Genomic DNA, 22,448 nt, shown 5'->3' on the forward strand with positions numbered 1-22,448 from the left:
GTGTTTTCGATTACTTTCTTCTGAAGAATAAGGTTGCAAATGGGAAGGGTGAAGAGATGTTTTCGAAAGATGAAATTCAGGATATGTGCTTACTTACTCCAATGCAAGAAAGCATGATTTATTACAAAAGAAGAGCGGAGTCAGATAACAATCATGCTTACTACCAACAAATTCATTGTACTTTGGAAGGTCAGTTGAATATTGACCGATTTAGGGAAACTGTTAATCATATCGTAAATAAATATGATATTTTAAGAACTGCTTTCTTATATAAGAATGTAAGTAAACCTGTTCAGATTATTTTGAAGCAACGGAATATTGATGTCATGTATGAAGATTTGACGAATTCTAAAATTAACATTTCGAAACGTTTAAATAATTATAAATGTGAAGATAAGGAAAAAGGTTTCGATTTGTTGAAAGATCCATTAGTGAGAATCTCAATTTTCAAAGAGAGCATGAATACCTTTTCAATAATTTTTTCTTTCCATCATATTATCTTAGACGGTTGGAGCCTATCGAACCTCCTATCGGAATTGAAGAGCGTATATACAGATCTCACTCTATATAATCGAATTACTTTTAAGGATGTTGAACCGTTTACAAAGTTTTTGAAATGGCAGGAAAAACAAGACAAAGATACTGCGTTGAATTTTTGGAAGGAATATCTTGATGGTTATAGTAAAAAAGCTTCCATCTTCCAAAAAAATCAACTTGAAGAGACAGATAGCAACAAATATCAAAAAGTGGTTCATATCATTGGAAGAGACAAAACAAAAAAAATGGGTGCTATAGCTAATCGTTTGGGCGTTACCCCGGCATCTATGTTTAATACAATGTGGGGAATTGTATTACAAAAATATAACCAAACGGATGATGTGGTTTTCGCAAATGTTACATCAGGTCGAACAGCTGATATAGATGGAATTGAAGAAATTGTTGGTATGTTCATCAATTCAATACCGGTACGGATAAGATCTGAAAAAGATATGTCATTAAAGAATTTATTGTTGAAAATCAATGAAGAAAGCTTGATTCGTACAGAGAATAGTCACGTATCCCTATCTGAGATACAATCTCTTACAGAAATGAAAAACAATTTGATTGATAATGTGGTCGTGTTTGAGAATTATCCATTCAATAAAGATATGTTTGAAAGCACGGATGATAGACTTCGTTTTACCGTAAAGAACTTTGAAGTAACCGGCCATTCCAACTATGATTTTAACCTGACAATTTATTCAGGAGAAGAAATTAAACTCTCTGCCAATGTGAATACAACTTTATATGATCCAATCTATATAGAAAATGTGCTTAACAGTTTTGAACGCATAGCAGACGCAATGATAGAAGATTTAAACCAGCATGTAGAGGAGATTGATTTATTATCTGGTGAACATAAAGATTTATTGTTGGAATATTCATGTTTTTCCAATATACAAAGAACACAAAGAGAGAAAGATGATGCAACTTTTAATCAACTCTTTGAAACTGTGGTCGAAAAAAATCAATTCAGACAAGCAGTATCTTATAAGGGAAGATCCATTACGTATGACCAATTAGATAAGTATGCGAATCAGTTAGCATCAAGAATGATACAGTCCGGGTGTAAGCCAGGGAATGTGATTGGTGTATATGCAGAACGTTCAGTAGAAATGATTATTGCAACTGTAGCAATTATAAAAGCTGGAGGCGTATATTTACCTCTTAACCGTTATTACCCTGATGAGGTGCTGCAAAACATCTTAGAGGAGAACAAAGTCCAACAAATCTTAGTATACGATGATATACAGGATACATTTAAGAATGAACATCACACGAAAGTAGTTAATATAAGTCTAGAGAATAATGAACTTTATTCTGATCAAAATGTACAATGTGTTCCCAATATCAACAAAAGTTCGAGCCTCCTTTATATGCTCTATACTTCTGGTACTACTGGAAAGCCAAAAGGCGTTGCAGTAGAGCATAATCAGTTGATTAATACAATAAGAGGATTGGAAGAAGAAATTTACAGGAATTATGCTTCCCATTTGCGAGTAGGCTTAGTTGCACCGAATTTCTTCGATGCCTCAATTAAACAAATCTTTGCATCATTATTGCTCGGACATACTTTGTATATTGTGGATGAGGAAACAAGATTTAATGGACAGAAATTGCTTGAATACATCATTAATGAACAAATTGAAATAATTGATGGAACACCTGCCCATTTAAAAATGATGAGTGCTGCTATAGAAAATTCTCAAGAGGAAACATTGTCAGGACTGTTTTTGAAAGGAATGTTGGTAGGAGGAGAAAAGTTAATTGCAGAAGATGCACGCGACTTTCTACATAAGTATGAAAACGATGATTTCAATCTATATAATGTGTATGGATTAACGGAATGTGCGGTTGATACAACAACTTTTAAAATTAATCGAAAAAATATAGATCAATTTAAACAAGTTCCAATTGGTAAGCCTCTACAAAATCAATCTGTTCTTATATTGGATAAGAATCAAAGACTTGTACCAGTTGGAGTAGAGGGTGAAATATATATAGGTGGGAAGTCCGTAGCTAGAGGATATATCCATGATTCTACCCTACAAGCAGAACGCTTCGTTTCACTCCCAGACTTTGATGCAAACCTATTCTATAAAACTGGGGACCTTGGACTGTGGGGAGATGATGGAAATATTCTTTACCGCGGCAGATCTGATTTCCAGGTGAATATAAGAGGATATCGAATTGAGTTACAGGAAATTGAACATGCGATTCAAGGCTTTGATGGCATTCGTGATGTGGTTGTTTTGGACGTAGACAAAGAAGATACAGAACATTTGTGTGCTTTTTTTGTAGCTGAGGAGAGTATAGATGTTTATAGGCTAAGAAATTTCTTGATTGAAAAGCTGCCACAATATATGGTGCCTTCTTTTTTCAGTCAGATAGATCAAATTCCTCTGAAGACTAACGGTAAAGTTGATGCCATCAAGCTCAAGAAAAGGGTTGGAGATTCTCATCGGATATTTGATTTTGTAGCACCTAGAAATCAAACAGAAGCGAAATTGGCTGATTTATGGAAGAATACACTTAAATTAAATAAAGCAGGTGTGAAAGATAATTTCTTTAGTATGGGTGGACACTCTCTAAAGGCAATGGAATTAATCATGCAGATTGCAAAAATATTTCGAGTAGATATTTCTTTCAAGTATTTCTTTGGACACCCAACGATACATGAATTGGCAGATTATATAACGAGAAGCCAAAAAAGCCACATAGAAATCAATAAAGTTGGCAAAAAAGATTATTATCATGTTTCTACTCAACAAAAACGTATGTATACCTTCTTCAAATATGATCCAAATAGCACGGTATACAACATAATAGATATTTACAAAATAAAAGGTGAAATTAATCGTCTGAAATTCCAAAATGCCTTAAATCAGTTGGTTGAAAGGTATGAAATACTGAGAACGATTTATGATGAAGTTGATGGTAAAGTTGTACAACGAGTCTTAGACCAAACTCAACTTCAAATCAAACATGAAAAAGTCGAAATGTTCAACGCCAAAAAATACTCAGAGATAACCAATAAAGTTGTAAGACCTTTTAATTTGAATGAAGAAATCCCATTTGAAATACATTTAGTTGAAAGCCCGCTAAATGAGAGTGTGCTAATACTGAATATGCATCATATCAGCTTCGATGGAATTTCAATTTCTGTATTTTTAGAAGAACTCTTCTCGCTGTATTTAGACAAAAAGCTTCCACCAGTATCTATAAATTATAAAGATTATGCAGAATGGGAAATAGAAAACGTAGATAGGGGACGAACGCAGGTCCTTGAAGAATATTGGCTTGAAATGTTCAAAGGTGAAATACCTACATTAAATTTTCCTCTCGACAATGCTAGACCACCTTTAAGAGATTATAGTGGTGATCATATTGATTTCGAGTTGGATCAAGATACACTTGCAGCTTTAAAAAAAATAACGAACGAGACAGAAACCACTGTATATACCGTATTGTATAGTTTGTTCAATCTTTTGCTCTACAAATATACAGGACAAAAAGATATTGTTACTGGGACGATAACGTCTGGTAGGTTCCATCCAGATATCAAGCGGGCGTTGGGCATGTTTGTGAATACGTGCGCCATGAGGACATCAATTGATACAAACCACAATTTAGAGACCTTTTTCAGGAATCAGCGTGATACCATACTAGAAATGTTTGAATACCAAGATTATTCTTTTGAAGCTTTAATTGAGCTGCTTGATATTCAATCGGAAAAGAATCGAAATCCTTTGTTTGATGTTCTGTTTTCCATGAATAATTATGACGAATTCGAATTACCGAATTCAGATAAGGATCTCTCTATAGAACCTGTAGAGATCGAGTTTCCAATATCAAAGTTTGATTTAGCCTTAATTGGAGCAGAAAAAAAGGACACCATTTCATTTAGGCTGGAATATAGTAATATCCTTTTCAAGCGTGATTCAATGGTTGCATTTATTGATCATTTTATAAACCTAATAAAGAATTCAGCAAGCGGTCTTCGTAATCAATTATCAGAAATAGAAATCATTACAAAACAGGAAAGAAACTTAATTCTAAATGAATTTAACGCTACAACCACCTTATATCCAAGAGAAAAAACGTTGAAAGATCTATTTGAAGAACAATGCGTTATCAAACCTGATAAAAAAGCATTGGTCTACAATAACCAAAGTATGACTTACAAAGCTCTCAATGAAAGGGCCAATCAAGTTGCTAGATATCTAATCGATGAAGGCGTTAAACATGAGACGGTTGTGGGAATTTCCATGATTCAAGGTTTTGATAGAGTTGCCGCTATTTTGGGCGTCATTAAAGCCGGAGGAGCCTTTCTACCGATTGATGAAACTTACCCTGATGAACGAATTGATTTCATGTTAAAGGATAGTAATGCAAGAATCGTTGTATCTGATACCAGTCTGACAAACCTTGATTATACGGGTAAGGTTGTGAACATCCAATCTCAGGATATCTATAAGAGGGAGATTTCAGATGTGCACACACTTTCAGTATCTCCAGAAAGCCTAGCCTATATCATGTACACATCAGGATCGACCGGAAATCCGAAAGGGGTTATGGTTGAACACAAGAACGTTATCAGACTTGTAAAGGAAACCAATTATATTGATTTTTTAGAATCAGATAGGATCCTTCAGGGTAGCACGATTGTGTTCGATGCTTCCACATTTGAGATTTGGGGAGCCCTGCTAAATGGTATTCAGTTACATCTTGTAGATAAGGAAACTATTCTTCATCCTGAAAAATTAAAACGAGTGATTGAAAAAGAAGATATAACAATTATGTGGATGACTGCACCACACTTTAATGTAGTTAGTCAAGGTGATCCTGAGATTTTCAAAAATCTTCGGTACCTCCTGGTTGGTGGGGATGTCCTTGCACCAGGTCCAATTGAAAAGGTTAGAAAGGCATGTAAGGGTGTAAAACTATTAAATGGGTATGGGCCGACGGAGAATACCACTTTTTCAACAATACATCCTATTGAAGATAAGTATTCAAGAAATATACCTATCGGAAAGCCGATCTCCAACTCTACAGTCTACATACTAGATAGTCATCGACAACTCCAAGCAATTGGGGCAGTAGGTGAAATTTATGTTGGGGGAGAAGGCGTAACACGAGGTTATCTAAATAATGACGAATTAACAGAACAAAAATTCGTCGACAATCCATTTATACCGGGCGAACGACTGTATAGGACAGGAGATTTCGGAAGATGGTTATCGAATGGTGCTGTTGAATACTTAGGTAGAGCAGACCAGCAAGTAAAAGTACGTGGATTTAGAATTGAGACAGGAGAAATCATCAACACTATTCTGGATCATCCGCTTGTAAATGAGGCAACAGTACTTATTAAAGAAAACGATGAATCAGAAAAATACATCGCGGCTTATGTTGTATTGAAGCAAACGAATCAATCTTATCTCCTTAATTCAATTAAACAATTCGTCATAGATAAATTGCCGGAGTATATGCAGCCTGCTTTCATTTTTGAAGTCAAAAAAATTCCTTTAACTCTGAATGGAAAGGTTGATAAGAAATCTCTATTAAGCATATCTGAGAGTACAGTGACAGAATATCATTGTGAAACACCTTCAAACCGGACTGAAGAGAAGTTGTTGTCGGTTTGGAAAGAGGTGTTCGGAAGAAATGATATCAGAACTACCGATGGATTCTTTGACCTTGGAGGAAATTCGTTGCTAGCCATAAAGCTGCTGGCAAAGATAAAAGATGAATTTGGAGCCGATGTATCAATCAAGGAATTATTTGTTCAATCTTCTATAAAAAACTTAGCGAACTATATACAGAACAATCAAGGAGTCTTATTACAGAAAATATCTAAATCAACTGAAAAAGAGTTTTATGCCGTGACTCTAGCACAAGAAAGGCTTTACGCGTTATCTATCGTTGATGAGCATAATCTTGCATATAATATGCCGCGTGTGTTTATTGTAAAGGGCAACTTAGACATTCAAAGACTAAAAGAATCATTCATGAAATTACACGAACGACATGAGGCGTTCCGAACTTCATTCCATACGATGAAGAACAAGATCGTACAAAAGGTCAATAAATATACTGAAATTGATTTTGAGTATGTGAAATTGCTAAACGGGAATTTACAGGAACAATTGCAAGCCAGCATCCAACCTTTCAACCTTAGAACAGCTCCTTTAGTAAGAATGAAAGTTATTCAGTACGATGAGACGGAATATGCAGTATTCATTGACATGCATCATATTGTTAGTGATGGTGAATCACTAAATCTCTTTTTGGAGGAACTTTTCAAGCTATATTCAATTGACAAAGATAAAAAGCTTGAAGACATTGAAATACATCAAAAAGATTTTGCTGAATGGCAAAAATCATTATATGAAAAGCCTGAAATGGTAGAGAAAGAATTGTACTGGTCTGAATTCATTAATGATTTCCCATTGTTCACTTTTCCTTATGATTACTTGAAACCTGACAACAAGAAATTTAATGGTGCTACAGTTGAATGTCAATTAGGTGAAGGTTCTGGACAGAAAATAAAGGATCTAGCCATAGCATTTGAATGCACACCATATGTCGTTTTACTTACCATTTTCAAGATCATCCTATCTAAAAATACACAACAGGAAAACATTGTAGTTGGTACATCTCTCAATGGAAGGAAATATAAAGAAATACAAAATACAATCGGGATGTTTACAAGGACAGTTCCACTTCAAGCAAGTGTCCATCATGATAAAACTGTTGAACAATTAATGAAGGAAGTAAAAGAGGATATCTTTAATGCCATAGACCATCAGGAATATGAGACTGAAAATCTATCTGATAAGATTGAGGCTTCTACTGATGGGCCTAATAACTCCTTATTCAATGTCGTATTTACGTTTGATCATAAAGAAAAGCTCCCAGAATATGTAGAAGGTTTGAAAATGAGTGAATATCCGATTCGGTTTGATTATTCCAAGTTCGACCTTGTGTTCTCCGTAATCGAAATGGATGGGGAATTTTCTTTAAATCTTCAATATAACGGAGACCTCTTCAGGGATCGTACAGCTCATCAAATCGTTACCTCCTTTACAAATGTTTTTAATCGTATACAGAGTAACCAAACGATTGGTGAGATTGAACTCATAACTGAAGAAGAGCGAAAGAAAATCTTAGAAGATTTCAATCGTACCACTGTCAACTATCCATTTAAGAATTCACTGATGGATCATATTGCAGAATCAGTTCGAAAATTTCCAGATAAGAATGCTGCTGTTTTCAAAAATCATGTATTGACCTACAAACAGCTTGATGACAAAGCAGCTGATCTAGCGGTTGAGCTGATGGATCGAGGCATCGGTAAAAATGATATCGTGGCGATATTAATGGAGTCAGAGTTGGATCTTCTTGTTGCCATGTTAGGAACAATGAAAGCAGGTGCCGCCTTTTTGCCGATTGATCCAAACTACCCGGATAAACGGATACAATACTTGCTTGAAGATAGTCGAAGTAAATTGCTTATAACCAAACGTAATTGGATCAAAGAATTCCAACCTTTGACTTCGTATCTATTGCTGGATGAGAGGTTAGTAAATCGTAAGAGGAAAAACATCGTTTTCCCATCATTACAAAAAACGGATTTAGCTTATGTGATTTATACGTCAGGAACCTCAGGTAAACCCAAGGGAGTAATGGTTGAACACCATGCATTGATGAATCTATGTTTCTGGCATAACGAACAATTTGATGTGAGCGAGAATGATCATGCATCGAAGTATGCAGGAGTTGGGTTTGATGCCACTATTTGGGAAGTATTCCCATACCTAATTAAAGGTTCCACGATTTATTTTATTGAAGACAAAGATAAATTAGATACGTATCGAATCAATGAATTCTTTGAAAGAAATAACATTACTATCGGTTTCTTACCAACACAGATCGGAGAACAATTCATTAAGTTGAAAAATGACTCTCTTAGGATGCTCTTACTTGGTGGAGATAGGCTAAAAGAATTTATTCCGAAGCCATACAGCATTGTAAATAATTACGGACCAACTGAAAATACTGTCGTAACTACAAGCCATTTTGTAGAAGAAAAGTCTGCTAACATACCAATTGGTAAACCTGTAGCAAACAGCAAAGTTTATATTTTGGATGACAATCGAAAGGTTGTACCTATTGGTCTTCCGGGCGAATTGTGCATTGCAGGCAAAAGTCTTTCAGCAGGTTATTTGTACAATCCTCAACTGACAGCCGAAAAGTTCGTGGAAAGTCCATTTGATAAGTTTGAGAGGATGTATAGGACCGGAGATATCGCTAAATGGAATGAAGATGGAACCATTACATTCCTTGGTAGAAAGGATAACCAAATAAAAATTCGTGGAAATCGTGTAGAAATATCCGAAATTGAGGCAGCTCTCTTAGGGCATGAGGATATTGGATCAGCTATTGTCGTTCCGAAGGATGATGTTCAGAGGGATTTGGTAGCCTATATCACTACGAATAAGGAAATAGATGTGATGGAGTTAAGAAATGAACTTAAGCTGGATCTTCCACTATTTATGGTTCCTTCTCATATCATTGTCATTGATAGATTCATATTGAATGCTAACGGCAAAATCGATTTGGACAAGCTGCCTAAGGTGAGTGGGAGTAAAGAGATCGGAAACCAACCAATACGCTCTAGATCATCTTCTGCTATTGAACAGCAGGTCTATGATATGTGGAGTAAAGTTTTGAACAGAGAAGATTTTAATTTTGATGATGATTTCTTTGAATTAGGTGGGGATTCATTAAAGTGGGTTTATTTGCTTAGTGATATAAGAGAGAAAATGAACCTTGACTGTACATTTACAGAAATCTATGAAAATAGCACTTTGGAAGCCTTCGCAAAAGTATTAGAGACAAAGCAGCCCGTGGAGATTTCAACAGATAGTTATGAAAGACTCAATGATATTTACCCACTAGGCACAGCTCAGAAACGAATTTTCATAGTGGATTATTTTAAAGAAAATTCAACTCTTTATAATATGCCAACGATATATGAAATAAAAGGTCAATTAGATGTTGATCGGGTCAATAAAGTAATGAACCAATTGGTTAAAAGACACGAAAGCTTACGAGCATCTTTTTCATTTGTTGATAATGAACCTGTACAAAAGATACAAGATGAAATTGAATTTCAAGTGGATTATATCCAATTGAAAAATACGGATGAGAAATCCCTCATTCAATCATTAATCAAACCATTTGATTTACGAACGGCACCATTAATTAGAACAACCGTGATTGAAAAGACTGATGGTGAATTCCTTTTGTTCTTAGATATGCATCATATCGTATGTGATGGGGTGTCTCTGGAGGTTCTTTTACAGGAATTCTTAGAATTGTATCACGGCCAGACGCTACCTGATTTAAACCGGAGTTATACAGACTATATTTCCTGGCAGAATCATAACTACAGTACAACATCAGTGATCAGGCAAAGAGAGTTCTGGAGTGAGAAACTGGCTGGTTATCATAATCAAGATGTCTTACCAGTAGATTTTCCAAGAGACAAGCAAGAAATAGTGGAATCTAATGTTGTAGAATTTTCGTTACCTTCTGAACTTCATGAGCAATTGACCGTGTTGACAAAGAAATTCAAGTGTACAATATCTGTTTTATTGACAGCCATTTATGCTGTCCTGCTCCATAAATATTCGAATCGTAATGACATAATTGTAGGGTGTGTATCTGCAGGAAGACAATATCCAAATGTTAAACAGATTGTCGGAATGTTTACGAATACACTTCCAATCCGGTATTCCATCGATAAAGAGCTTGAATTCAATGAATTTTTATATTCAGTAAATCAAGAGATGATGCGTGCTTTTGATAACCAAGACTTCCAATTTGATGACATGATTGACACACTGAATTTTGATCGGGTTATTGGGAAGACGCCTTTGATTGATTCACTATTTCAATTCCAAGGTCTCCATTTAGAAAATAGAACTTATCGTCATTTACAAATGGAACCATATCAAGTTGGGGTAACAAGTTCGAAGTTTGATCTTGAGATATATGTACAGCAGAAAAATCATACTCTGGAGTTTTCTATCAATTATCGTAAAAGCCTTTTTACAGAAGATACAATTTCCAATCTGGTTCAAGATTACCAACGACTAGCAGAATCTATAACATGTAATCCTTTTACAAGAATTAAAAATCTAGATCTCCTTGATTCTGAGGAAGTGGAAAAAAATACGGAAAATTTATTTGAAATTGTTGATCTCGACGTTTAAGGATGTTCCATTAAGGCTTGAAAATTGTGAAACGAGGATGATGAAAATATATGGGCTTAAGTACATCAAGAAAGAACTTATTGTTAAGCAGTGAACGTTATGGTGAGGAGAAGAACTTTTGGAAGGATTACCTAATAGAATCAGAAAACTTGAACACCCATTTACCATACGACGAGAACAACGATAGCAATAAAGCTTATAGTAAATCTTCTATAGAGTTCACAGTGCCTGCAAATACGGATCGTAGTATACAAAAAATCGTTAGTAATTCGCAAATGGGCTACTATATGATTCTAGTTTCAGTCGTTAACATGATTTTAGAAAATCATGTTAACGGCGAGCATATTGGATTAGGTATTCCAGTCGTAACCAAAGGGACTGGTAACCAAGAATACTTAAGTAAAATGTTACCGATGGTGAATCCAGTATTAAGGTTTAAGGAAAAACGCTACATTGAATATCTTAAAGAGTTGATGTCTAATCTAAGATCTATTGATCAAAACAAAAATATCCCGTTTGCGTATATTACTGAATGTTTGGGCGAATATGGAACAAAAACATATCGTGATGTTTATGGTGCTGCAGTAGTCTTAGATGGGATTCAAGATAAGAATGAAATAGAGAAATTACAATTAGACAGCATCTTCTCAATAGATACAAATGAGCGTTCTACAAAGATAAAAATCACATATAATTCAAAACTTTATAAGAAATCGTCGATACAAAATATAGGAGAGAAAATTCTGAATATATTGGAGCAGGTCTCTTCTCATCCAAAGAAAAAAATCTCTGAAATTGATTTTTTAAATTCAAAGGAAAAGGAAATCATACTGAATCAATTCAATGACACGACCAGAGAATATCCAAAAGAGAAATCAGTCAAGGATCTTTTCGAGGAACAATGTCGACTTGTTCCTGGGAAACGGGCACTCGTCTATAACGGAAAAAGCATCAGCTACCAGGAATTGAACGAAAAATCGAACCAAGCAGCTCATTTACTAAGAAAGGAAGGCGTACAGGAAGGGACTGTCGTCGGTCTTTCACTGAAGCAAGGGTTCGATCGGTTCGTCGGTATTCTAGGAATTATAAAAGCCGGTGGCGTGTTCCTTCCAATTGATGACGAATATCCAGCTGCACGAAAAGCATTCATGTTAAAGGATAGTGCAGCCCAACTCCTTATCTCTGACACTGAGAACCGAGAAACCCTCAACTTTGATGGGAAGATCATCAGTCTTACAGATGAAAGATTGGAAGCGGAAAATAAAGCAGATCTTAAAACCGCCCTGGAAGCGAAGAATCTAATCTATATCATGTACACGTCAGGGTCTACAGGTACCCCGAAAGGGGTTATGGTGGAACATCGGAATGTTGTAAGGCTTGTCAAAGATACGGAATTCATCCGGTTTCAAGACAGGGACAAAATGCTCCAAGGGAGCACGGTTGTATTTGATGCTTCCACATTTGAAATCTGGGGGGCATTGCTGAACGGACTGGAGCTTCACCTCGTCGATAAAGAGACGATGCTTGATGCACGGAAATTGGAAGAAAAGTTGAGACAAAACCAGATTACCATCATGTGGATGACGGCACCTCTCTTCAATCAAATCAGTAAAAACGAGCCATCGATGTTTCAAGGTCTGAATTATTTACTTGTTGGTGGAGATGCCCTTTCGTTGGAACCGATTGAGAAGGTCCGGTCAGCTTGTCCAGATTTGAAAATATTGAACGGTTACGGTCCAACGGAAAACACGACTTTCTCTACGACACATTTAATTGAAAAGGGATATACAAAAACCATCCCGATTGGTAAACCCATTACGAACTCAAAAGCCTATATCGTTGACAAGGACATGAACCTACAGTCTATTGGAGCAGTTGGCGAGATATATGTCGGAGGAGACGGTGTCTCCAGAGGGTATATCAACAATGATGAGCTAAGCCGGGAAAGATTTATAGACAGCCCATTTATAGAAGGGGAAAGGTTGTATCGGACAGGCGATCTCGGGAGATGGTTAGAGGATGGAAGCATCGAGTTTCTGGGAAGAACCGATCATCAAGTAAAGGTTAGAGGATATCGGATTGAGGTTGGAGAGATAGAAAACGTGTTGAACTCCCACCCGCTTGTCAAGGAAGCTACAGTGCTTATCAGGGAGAGGGGGGAAAATGAAAAATATATCAGTGCTTATGTCGTACTGAATGGAGATGATACGGACGGTATAACTTCTGTAACGGATTATGTTTGGAGGACGCTTCCGGACTACATGCAACCCTCCTTCATCGTACCAGTGGATAGGATACCATTGACGATTAACGGGAAGATCGATAAGTCTGCACTGATAAATAAAGAGAACGAAATAATAGCAAATAATTTTGAAGAACCTAAAAACGAATTAGAAATGAATCTATCAGAAATCTGGAAAGATTTATTTCAAAGAAAGAAAATCAGTATCAATCATAGTTTCTTTGATTTAGGTGGTAACTCATTAATTGCAATAAAACTGATTAATATGATCAGGAACCAATTCAAGTGTAATCTCGAATTGGCAGATATATTGAGTAATGTCACCATTAAGACACTTGCTAAACATATTAATAAGCAAAGGAACAAAGGTATTACGGAGAAGCTGGAGTCTCCAATAATCCATGATAGCTCATTACCTACCCTATATGAGGCATCTCCCTTACAACGCAGGATCTATATGGCAGATGTGATGACTAAAGCCAGTGTAAGCTATAATATTCCAATCTTCCTGAAATCAAAAGGTATTATGGATGTATCTTTATTAGAAAAGGCAGCAAATCTTCTAGTGAAGCGACACGAGTCACTAAGAACAAGATTTAAATTTAAAGAAGACAAGTTATATCAAGTAATTGATCCTTATAAGAGCTTCTTACTCAATGTTAAACATGTCCTAACTTCTGAAGCTGAAGAGTTAATGAAGGCGTTCATTCGACCATTTGAAATCGAAACAGGTGGAAATTTATTTAGAATAGAAGTGCTCCAAGTATCCAACAAAGAAACGATTATTATGATGGATGCACATCATAGCATATCAGATGGTCGATCGACAGAAATATTAATCGATGAACTTATTAAAGCCTATCAAGGCCTTACTCTACCAGAATTGAAGTATCAGTATAAAGATTTTTCGAACGTTCAGAATGATTATTTGACGACACATCGTAACCTTTCTTGCGAGGAGTATTGGGAAAATCAATTGAAACACGGGGATACTTTAATTGAACTTCCCTTCGATTACGAAGTGAATACCCAATTGGAGGGTGCTGAACTGAGGCAACCTCTAGGTAATCAATTGGCCGTAAAAGTGGAGGAAATCAGTAAAGAATTGAATGTCACCAACTACGTCACATTCTTAACTATATTGAAAATCCTATTTGCCAAGTACACTCAAAAGGATAATGTCACGATAGCATCTCCTGTCACTCATAGAGATATTACAGAATGGGAACATGTGGTAGGAATGTTCGTTAACATGTTACCAATAACTAGTAAAGTTAATCCAAATAGTAGCTTTGTGGAGCTCGTAAAAACAGTGAGTGAGAGAGTACTCGATGCGCATAAGAATAAAGATTATCAATTCGATAAGCTTGTAGAAAAACTGAAGCTTACTAGAAACTCTAAGGATAACCCAATCTTCAATGTAACTTTCGATATGCATCATCATGAAATTGGACATGACCTGCATAATTCTAAAGACATTACTTTTGAAATTTTGGAAAGTGAAAGTGGTATTTCAAAATTCGATTTAAGTATTGTGGCCATAAAAAAAGGAACAGGAATTAGCTTGGTGTTCCAATATAATACAAAAGCGTTTAAACATGAATCAATTAAAAGAATTGCAAAATCTTTTGTAAACATTCTTAAACAAATCATTATCGACCCTGAAGTAAAGTTATCCAAGATAACCTTGAACAATATTGAAGATAAGGAAATCATACTGAATCAATTCAATGACACGACCAGAGAATATCCAAAAGAAAAATCAGTCAAGGATCTTTTCGAGGAACAATGTCGACTTGTCCCTGGGAAACGGGCACTTGTCTATAACGGAAAAAGCATCAGCTACCAGGAATTGAACGAAAAATCGAACCAAGCAGCTCATTTACTAAGAAAGGAAGGCGTACAGGAAGGGACTGTCGTCGGTCTTTCACTGAAGCAAGGGTTCGATCGGTTCGTCGGTATTCTAGGAATTATAAAAGCCGGTGGCGTGTTCCTTCCAATTGATGACGAATATCCAGCTGCACGAAAAGCATTCATGTTAAAGGATAGTGCAGCCCAACTCCTTATCTCTGACACTGAGAACCGAGAAGCCCTCAACTTTAATGGGAAGATCATCAGTCTTACAGATGAAAGATTGGAAGCGGAAAATAAAGCAGATCTTAAAACCGCCCTGGAAGCGAAGAATCTAATCTATATCATGTACACGTCAGGGTCTACAGGTACCCCGAAAGGGGTTATGGTGGAACACCGGAATGTTGTAAGGCTTGTCAAAGAGACGGAATTCATCCGGTTTCAAGACACGGACAAAATGCTCCAAGGGAGCACGGTTGTATTTGATGCTTCCACATTTGAAATCTGGGGGGCATTGCTGAACGGACTGGAGCTTCACCTCGTCGATAAAGAGACGATGCTTGATGCACGGAAATTGGAAGAAAAGTTGAGACAAAACCAGATTACCATCATGTGGATGACGGCACCTCTCTTCAATCAAATCAGTAAAAACGAGCCATCGATGTTTCAAGGTCTGAATTATTTACTTGTTGGTGGAGATGCCCTTTCGTTGGAACCGATTGAGAAGGTCCGGTCAGCTTGTCCAGATTTGAAAATATTGAACGGTTACGGTCCAACGGAAAACACGACTTTCTCTACGACACATTTAATTGAAAAGGGATATACAAAAACCATCCCGATTGGTAAACCCATTACGAACTCAAAAGCCTATATCGTTGACAAGGACATGAACCTACAGTCTATTGGAGCAGTTGGCGAGATATATGTCGGAGGAGACGGTGTCTCCAGAGGGTATATCAACAATGATGAGCTAAGCCGGGAAAGATTTATAGACAGCCCATTTATAGAAGGGGAAAGGTTGTATCGGACAGGCGATCTCGGGAGATGGTTAGAGGATGGAAGCATCGAGTTTCTGGGAAGAACCGATCATCAAGTAAAGGTTAGAGGATATCGGATTGAGGTTGGAGAGATAGAAAACGTGTTGAACTCCCACCCGCTTGTCAAGGAAGCTACAGTGCTTATCAGGGAGAGGGGGGAAAATGAAAAATATATCAGTGCTTATGTCGTACTGAATGGAGATGATACGGACGGTATAACTTCTGTAACGGATTATGTTTGGAGGACGCTTCCGGACTACATGCAACCCTCCTTCATCGTACCAGTGGATAGGATACCATTGACGATTAACGGGAAGATCGATAAGTCTGCACTGATTAATTCAGAGTCATCGTTTCTTAAAGATCCTGATTTGGAAGAGCCAAGTAGTGAAGTCGAAGAAAAGTTATATGAGATTTGGCAAGAAGTACTAAAAACATCAAGCATCGGAGTAGATGATAACTTCTTTGAAGTAGGTGGAAATTCTATATTGTTAGTCTCCCTGCATCAAAAATTAACAGAAGCTTTTGAAAAAGATATTGAGATAGCGGACTTATTTTCCAATCCATCCATAAGTAGCCTAGCTCAATTTATTGAAGAACTAGCATAAGTTGATTCAGCAGAAGTCAAATAAAATGTTGAGGAGTGAACATAATGCAAAAAGTGTTTTTCTTAATGCCGGGTCAAGGTGCCCAATATGTAGAAATGGGTAAGGACATATGTGAGAAATATCCAGAGGTTGAGCGCATTTATGATACGGCTAATCGTGTTCTAGGAGAAGATATTAAAAGAATGTGTTTTGAAGCTGATATTGACGAATTGACGAGAACAGAAAATACACAAATAGCAGTGTTTTTGAACAGTGTGGCAATGTATAAAGCGTTGTCAAATCGTTACAACCTAGAACCTGTAGGATTTGCAGGACATAGTCTAGGTGAATTTTCAGCTTTAGTATGTGCTGAAAGCTTGGACCTCGAGTCAGCTATTCGATTGGTTCGGAAAAGAGGACAGTTCATGCAGGAAACGAGTGAACAGTTCCCAAGTAAAATGGTAGCTCTCCGTAATATTTCCGTTCAAGAAATAGAAAATCATTGCAGAATGATTTCTGAAAAGGGCTCACATGTTGCAATTGCCAACTATAATTCACCTAATCAAGTTGTCATTACAGGTTATAAGAACGCTGTTGATGAGGTAGTCGAAAAGTTGACGAAGCTCGGAGCAGATGAAATTGTTGTAAATGTAAAGACACCTTTTCATACTGAATTAATGCAATCTTCCGCAGATCAATTCATGAAAGAAATTGAAAACGTTGAGATCAAGCATCCAAAATATGAGGTGATCGCAAATTTAACTGGGGAACCTTATCTTAAGTCTGACGACATATCAGACATGCTTGTCAAACAAATTATTAGCCCTGTCAAATGGATCCAAACAATGGAATATGTCAAGAGCTTAAATGTTGATCTAGTGATTGATATCGGACCTAAAGATATTGTTAAGAAACTGGCTAAACAAAATGGTATCAAGACTCCGACGTTTGCAGCTTCAGTGAATGACGACATGAAGACGTTGACACAAAAGTTTTTATCCCCTAAAACTGTTGTGAGCTTTTTATCTAAGGCTTTGGGGCTGGTTGTATCCTTGAAAAATTACAATGACAATATTGAGGAATATAACGAAGGCGTTGTTAAACCGTATAAAAGAATAGAAGAGATGAAACGTACATTCCAGAACCAATCGTATGAGCTATCGGAAATGGAAGTGAATGAAGTTCTTTCCTTACTAAATACAATCTTTGAAACGAAGAAAACACCTCTACATGAACGAGAAAAAAGAATTCAAGATTTAATGAAAGTTGCTCCTTCACCTCAAGAAAACAAAGATTTAATAACGCAATAATCCATTTATGAATGAAGAGGTGAAAGGAGTGAAAATGTGCATAACGAAGATATTGCAATCATAGGCATGAGTGGGAAATTAGGAAACTATGAGACGATTGATGACTTTTGGGAAGGCTTGATAAAAGAAGAGAGAATTGTAGAAGATGTCTCAGAAGAACGGAAAAATATGATCAGCCCCTATTTGAAGTATCTATTGGGCGACCGTTCTGAGAGTGTTGAGTTTATTAAAGGGGCTTATTTGAAAGAGATTGATCAATTCGACCATCAATTATTTAAGCTATCCAAGAAAGAAGCCTCACTGATGGATCCTATTCAAAGGTTATTTGTCGAGGTAGCCTGGAGCACTTTAGAGGATGCAGGATATGGGGGGGCAAAGCTTCGCGGTAGCAACACAGGTATTTATTTAGGACTTAGTAATACAAATGGTATCGACTATATTGATCTGATAGAAAGATATGCCCAGGACGATAAAGATATTGCCACTGCTGGGAATTTAAAATCAATCACTGCGAGCAGAATCAGTTATTTACTAGACTTGAAGGGTCCAAGTATGTTGCTCGATACAGCTTGTTCGTCTTCATTATCTGCCGTTCATGTAGCATGCGAAGCATTACGTAGCGGAGATTGCGATTATGCGCTAGCAGGAGGGGTAAAAGTCAACATCATCCCTGGAGTGAAACAAGAAACTTCAGACCTTGAAATCACATCAGGGGATGGTTTTACAAAAACCTTTGATCAATCAGCAGATGGCACAGGTCTAGGTGAAGGAGTTGCGGCAATATTACTGAAACCTGTTAAAAAGGCTGTAGAAGATAATGACAACATCTATGCTGTTATAAAAGGGAGCGCAATTAATCAAGACGGTGCTTCATTGGGCATTACAGCTCCTAACTCGAAAGCACAAGAAGAAGTGATTTTAAAAGCTTGGAAGAAAGCTGAAATAACACCCGAATCGATTTCTTATATCGAGGCACATGGGACAGCAACCAAGTTGGGAGATCCAGTAGAAATAAAGGGAATTACAAATTCATTCAGAAAGTACACTGATAAAAAGCAGTTTTGTGGGATTGGCTCATTAAAGAGTAATATTGGTCATTTAGATGCAGCAGCTGGCATTGCTGGAGTCATAAAGACCGCACTCGCAGTCAAGAAAGAATTAATACCAGCTACGGTGAACTTTGTCGAACCAAATAGTATGATTAATTTTATTCAGTCACCAGTATTTGTCAATAATCAAATGTCCAGATGGAATGGAAATGATACACCAAGAAGAAGTGGTGTTAGCTCTTTCGGATTAAGTGGCACAAATGTCCATGTGATTATTGAGGACGCTGATCGCCTGAACCAGGATATTTCAGAAACAACTGATGATATGAAAATATTGACTTTATCAGCTTTATCTGAACGAGGTGTTAGAAAATTACTTGAAGATTACCAGTTATTATTGAGGGGTAGTACGGATATCCGAATGGATGATCTATGTTATACCGCTAATACAGGAAGAGGAATGTATTCTCATCGTCTAGCTATCATTTTTAAGTCTGTGACTGAACTTAAAGAACTGATTGAAAAGCTAATACATAAGGATACGTGGAATCATTCTGGCTCCTCATTTTATAACACGATTAAAGTAGTCAGGTCTGAAAGGGATAGGACATCCAAACAGGATTTGACAACAGGTCAGCAAAAGAAATTAACAAAAACTGTCAAAAATTTAATAACCACGATGAACGACTCATCAACAGAAAAGAAAAAAGAATTAATTATGCAGCTTGCAGAATTATATGTAAATGGAGCCGAGGTAGATTGGGAGCTCTACTACAGTGAAAGTGTCTATCGGAAAATCAGCCTGCCTGTCTATCCGTTCCAGAAAGGTTCATGTTGGATTGACATGGATGAATGTAAAGAAGAAAAGAACCGTATTCATCCACTCATTGACAAGAGCCATGTAAAATCATTGAAAACAGATATATACACTTCCAAGTTAACTACGGATCATTGGGAAATCGGAGAGCATATGCTTAGAGATAAATTCTTGTTGGTCGGTATGGCATATGTTGAAATTGCAGCTTCTTTGGCAAAAATATACTGTAATACATCCGAGGTTCGGCTAATGGACCTGGTTTGTGAGTCACCTCTATTTCTAAACCAGACTGAAGAAAAAGATATTCAGATTGTAATCAATAAACATTCTGAAGACTTTGAATTCGTGATACTTGGAACAAATAAAGAAATGAATCAGTTCGAGGTTTACAGTAGAGGTAGCTTTAAACCGGTCAATAAAAAAAGACCACAGATGGAAGAAAGTATAAATGATGTCATAGAACGTTGCGATCATATTCGTGTTAAACCCGAATCCTATTTATATGGGAACATTAGAACGAGCGAAAGGTGGATGAACCTACAAGAACTCCATATCGGGGAAAAAGAGGTTGTAGGAAAAATTCAACTTCAACAAAAATATAAATCAGACAAGGAAAACTATACGCTATACCCTGCATTGCTGGATTCAGCTTTGAACGCTGCTAATAGTATAACGGGAGAAGGAACTTTTCTACCATGGTATTATAAGCGAATTAATATATACGATAGTCTTCCAGATTCATTTACGAGCTATATCAAGTTAAAAAAGGTGATCGACGAGAAAGAAAAAGTATTGACCTTTGATATCCTTCTCATTGATGAACATGGAAATACAGTGGTAGAAGTTGAAGACTATGCAGTAAAACAAATTGATGTCATTTCAAAGTATTTTAATACGAGCAAACGTAATAATTTATTTGAATTGACATGGAAAAAAGAAGAACTTAAATCAGTTTCCATTCCTTTTGATAAAGAAAGAATCATGCTCCTTAGAAATGATGATAGATTAACGGACAGCATTATGAGAGAGCTTAGATCCAAGGGCGCAGAAGTAATAGAGATCCAGGTAGGAGACAAGTTTGAAAAAGTAGATAATCATTGCTACCTGATCGACCAGTCGGAAGATTCTTATAATGATTTGCTTGAAGAAATGGTTTCATTCAATCCGACTCATATCATTCATTGTTTATCCATTATTGATTCTGACAATACTCACCTAAGTCAATACGACGAACATATGGATAGAGCCATAAACAGTATGTTCTTTTTGATGAAAGAAATTATGAAGAGAAAAGAATATGTGAACTCTCAAATATCCGTTATTTCTAATAATGTTAATGAAATATATGAAGAAAGGTTTTTTAACACATTTGGCTCTGCTTTGTTTGGAATGGCCAAGTCTATATATAAAGAGTATAAAAAGATGGATTTAATTTGCGTGGATACTGATGAATTCACCCAGGTCTCCCAATTGATTGAAGAACTTTACAGAAAAGATAAGAATGTATCGGTGGCTTTTAGACAAAATCTTAGATATGTCCAACAACTTAAACCAGTAAATATAAACGATGTAAACACTATAACTACCCCTAATAAAGAAGCCGTCGTTTTGATTACTGGGGGGGCTGGAGGAATAGGACTTACTTTAGCAAAATACTTGGCTTCAAAGGGGTATAGGAACATTGCTCTTACTGGTCGTAGTAAAACGATACCTCCTAGTGTCCAACAACAAATAGATGAGCTTGAATCAGAAGATGTCAATATGGACTATTACCCTGTGGATGTTACCAACAAATTGAAGCTTCAAGATTTACTCATAAAATTGAGAGAAACATATGGAGAGATTGAAGGAGTCATCCACAGTGCTGGGGTTGCGGGCAGTGGCTTACTAATAACAAAGGACAAAGCTGATTTTGAGAAAGTGATTGATCCGAAAATTTCAGGAACTTTACTTCTTGATGAATTATTGAAAAACGATGATTTAAAGTTTTTTATAACTTGTTCATCATTGACAGCTGAATTCAGTTCCGTCGGCCAAGCTGATTATGCAGCTGGAAATGCTTTCTTGGATGCATTCACCTATCAATTGAATCAAAGAGGCGTGAAGGCACTTACCATTGATTGGTGCGGATGGAATGAATCGGGTATGGCACTTAAGTACGGGATTAATGAGAAAGATAATCTTTTTAAAACAATCAACGACGCTGAAGCAGTAGAGATATTTGACTCCCTATTTCTTAAAGATTTAAAGAGGGTCTTGATAATAGAGCCGAATAATAATATTTCCCATGATGAGCTACTCCTTTCTTTAAATTATAGATCGAAACAACCACCAATAGAGAAAGAGACCGCACTTACTACCTCTAATCAGAGGAAGGATGTCGTTTTGACAGGCAAAAGGGAAGAAGATATTACAGAAACAGAACGAGAAGTCGCATATATCTGGTATAAGACATTAGGCGAGGCAGAAATCAATGTCCATGACAAATTCTTTGAAATCGGTGGGGATTCCATCCTTTCAACATATTTACTAAGAAAAATTAACCACAAGTGGCCAGAGGTTATGGATATTACGGATATATTCAATTACTCAACAATTGCAGAAATGGCCCAATTTATTGAAGAAAAGACAAACCCAGTTGAAATGAAAGATGAATTCCAAGATACGTTAAGTAAGTTAGCAAGTGGAAAAATCAGCATTGAAGAGGCTCTATTAAACCTAAAGTAAATGAG

Annotated in this window: 4 protein-coding genes; all 4 read left to right on the forward strand. The window is 36.6% G+C overall.

The window, feature by feature from the left end; genetic code table 11:
- Positions 1–56: 56 nt before the first annotated feature.
- Genes V1497_RS03105 through V1497_RS03120 form a run of 4 tightly spaced genes read left to right on the forward strand, consistent with a single transcriptional unit; the run spans position 57 to position 22,443 of the window.
- On the forward strand, positions 57–10,823 hold the full coding sequence (locus V1497_RS03105) for an amino acid adenylation domain-containing protein (RefSeq protein ID WP_349409514.1): 10,767 nt from the start codon (positions 57–59) through the stop codon (positions 10,821–10,823).
- 50 nt (positions 10,824–10,873) lie between these two features.
- Positions 10,874–16,561: an amino acid adenylation domain-containing protein gene (locus V1497_RS03110; protein ID WP_349409515.1), complete on the forward strand. Its 5,688-nt coding sequence runs from the start codon at positions 10,874–10,876 to the stop codon at positions 16,559–16,561.
- A gap of 44 nt (positions 16,562–16,605) precedes the next feature.
- On the forward strand, positions 16,606–17,850 hold the full coding sequence (locus V1497_RS03115; RefSeq protein ID WP_349409516.1) for an ACP S-malonyltransferase: 1,245 nt from the start codon (positions 16,606–16,608) through the stop codon (positions 17,848–17,850).
- A gap of 36 nt (positions 17,851–17,886) precedes the next feature.
- Positions 17,887–22,443: an SDR family NAD(P)-dependent oxidoreductase gene (locus V1497_RS03120; RefSeq protein WP_349409517.1), complete on the forward strand. Its 4,557-nt coding sequence runs from the start codon at positions 17,887–17,889 to the stop codon at positions 22,441–22,443.
- Positions 22,444–22,448: the final 5 nt, after the last annotated feature.

It is taken from the genome of Pseudalkalibacillus sp. SCS-8 (genome assembly GCF_040126055.1).
GTDB classification, from domain to species: Bacteria; Bacillota; Bacilli; order Bacillales; family Fictibacillaceae; genus Pseudalkalibacillus; species Pseudalkalibacillus nanhaiensis.

What these genes read in the sequence shown, in the direction of transcription:
- V1497_RS03110 (WP_349409515.1), top strand. Translation starts at nt 10,874, where the DNA reads ATGGGCTTAAGTACATCAAGAAAGAACTTATTGTTAAGCAGTGAACGT.
- V1497_RS03115 (WP_349409516.1), top strand. Translation starts at nt 16,606, where the DNA reads ATGCAAAAAGTGTTTTTCTTAATGCCGGGTCAAGGTGCCCAATATGTA.
- V1497_RS03105 (WP_349409514.1), top strand. Translation starts at nt 57, where the DNA reads ATGTTTTCGAAAGATGAAATTCAGGATATGTGCTTACTTACTCCAATG.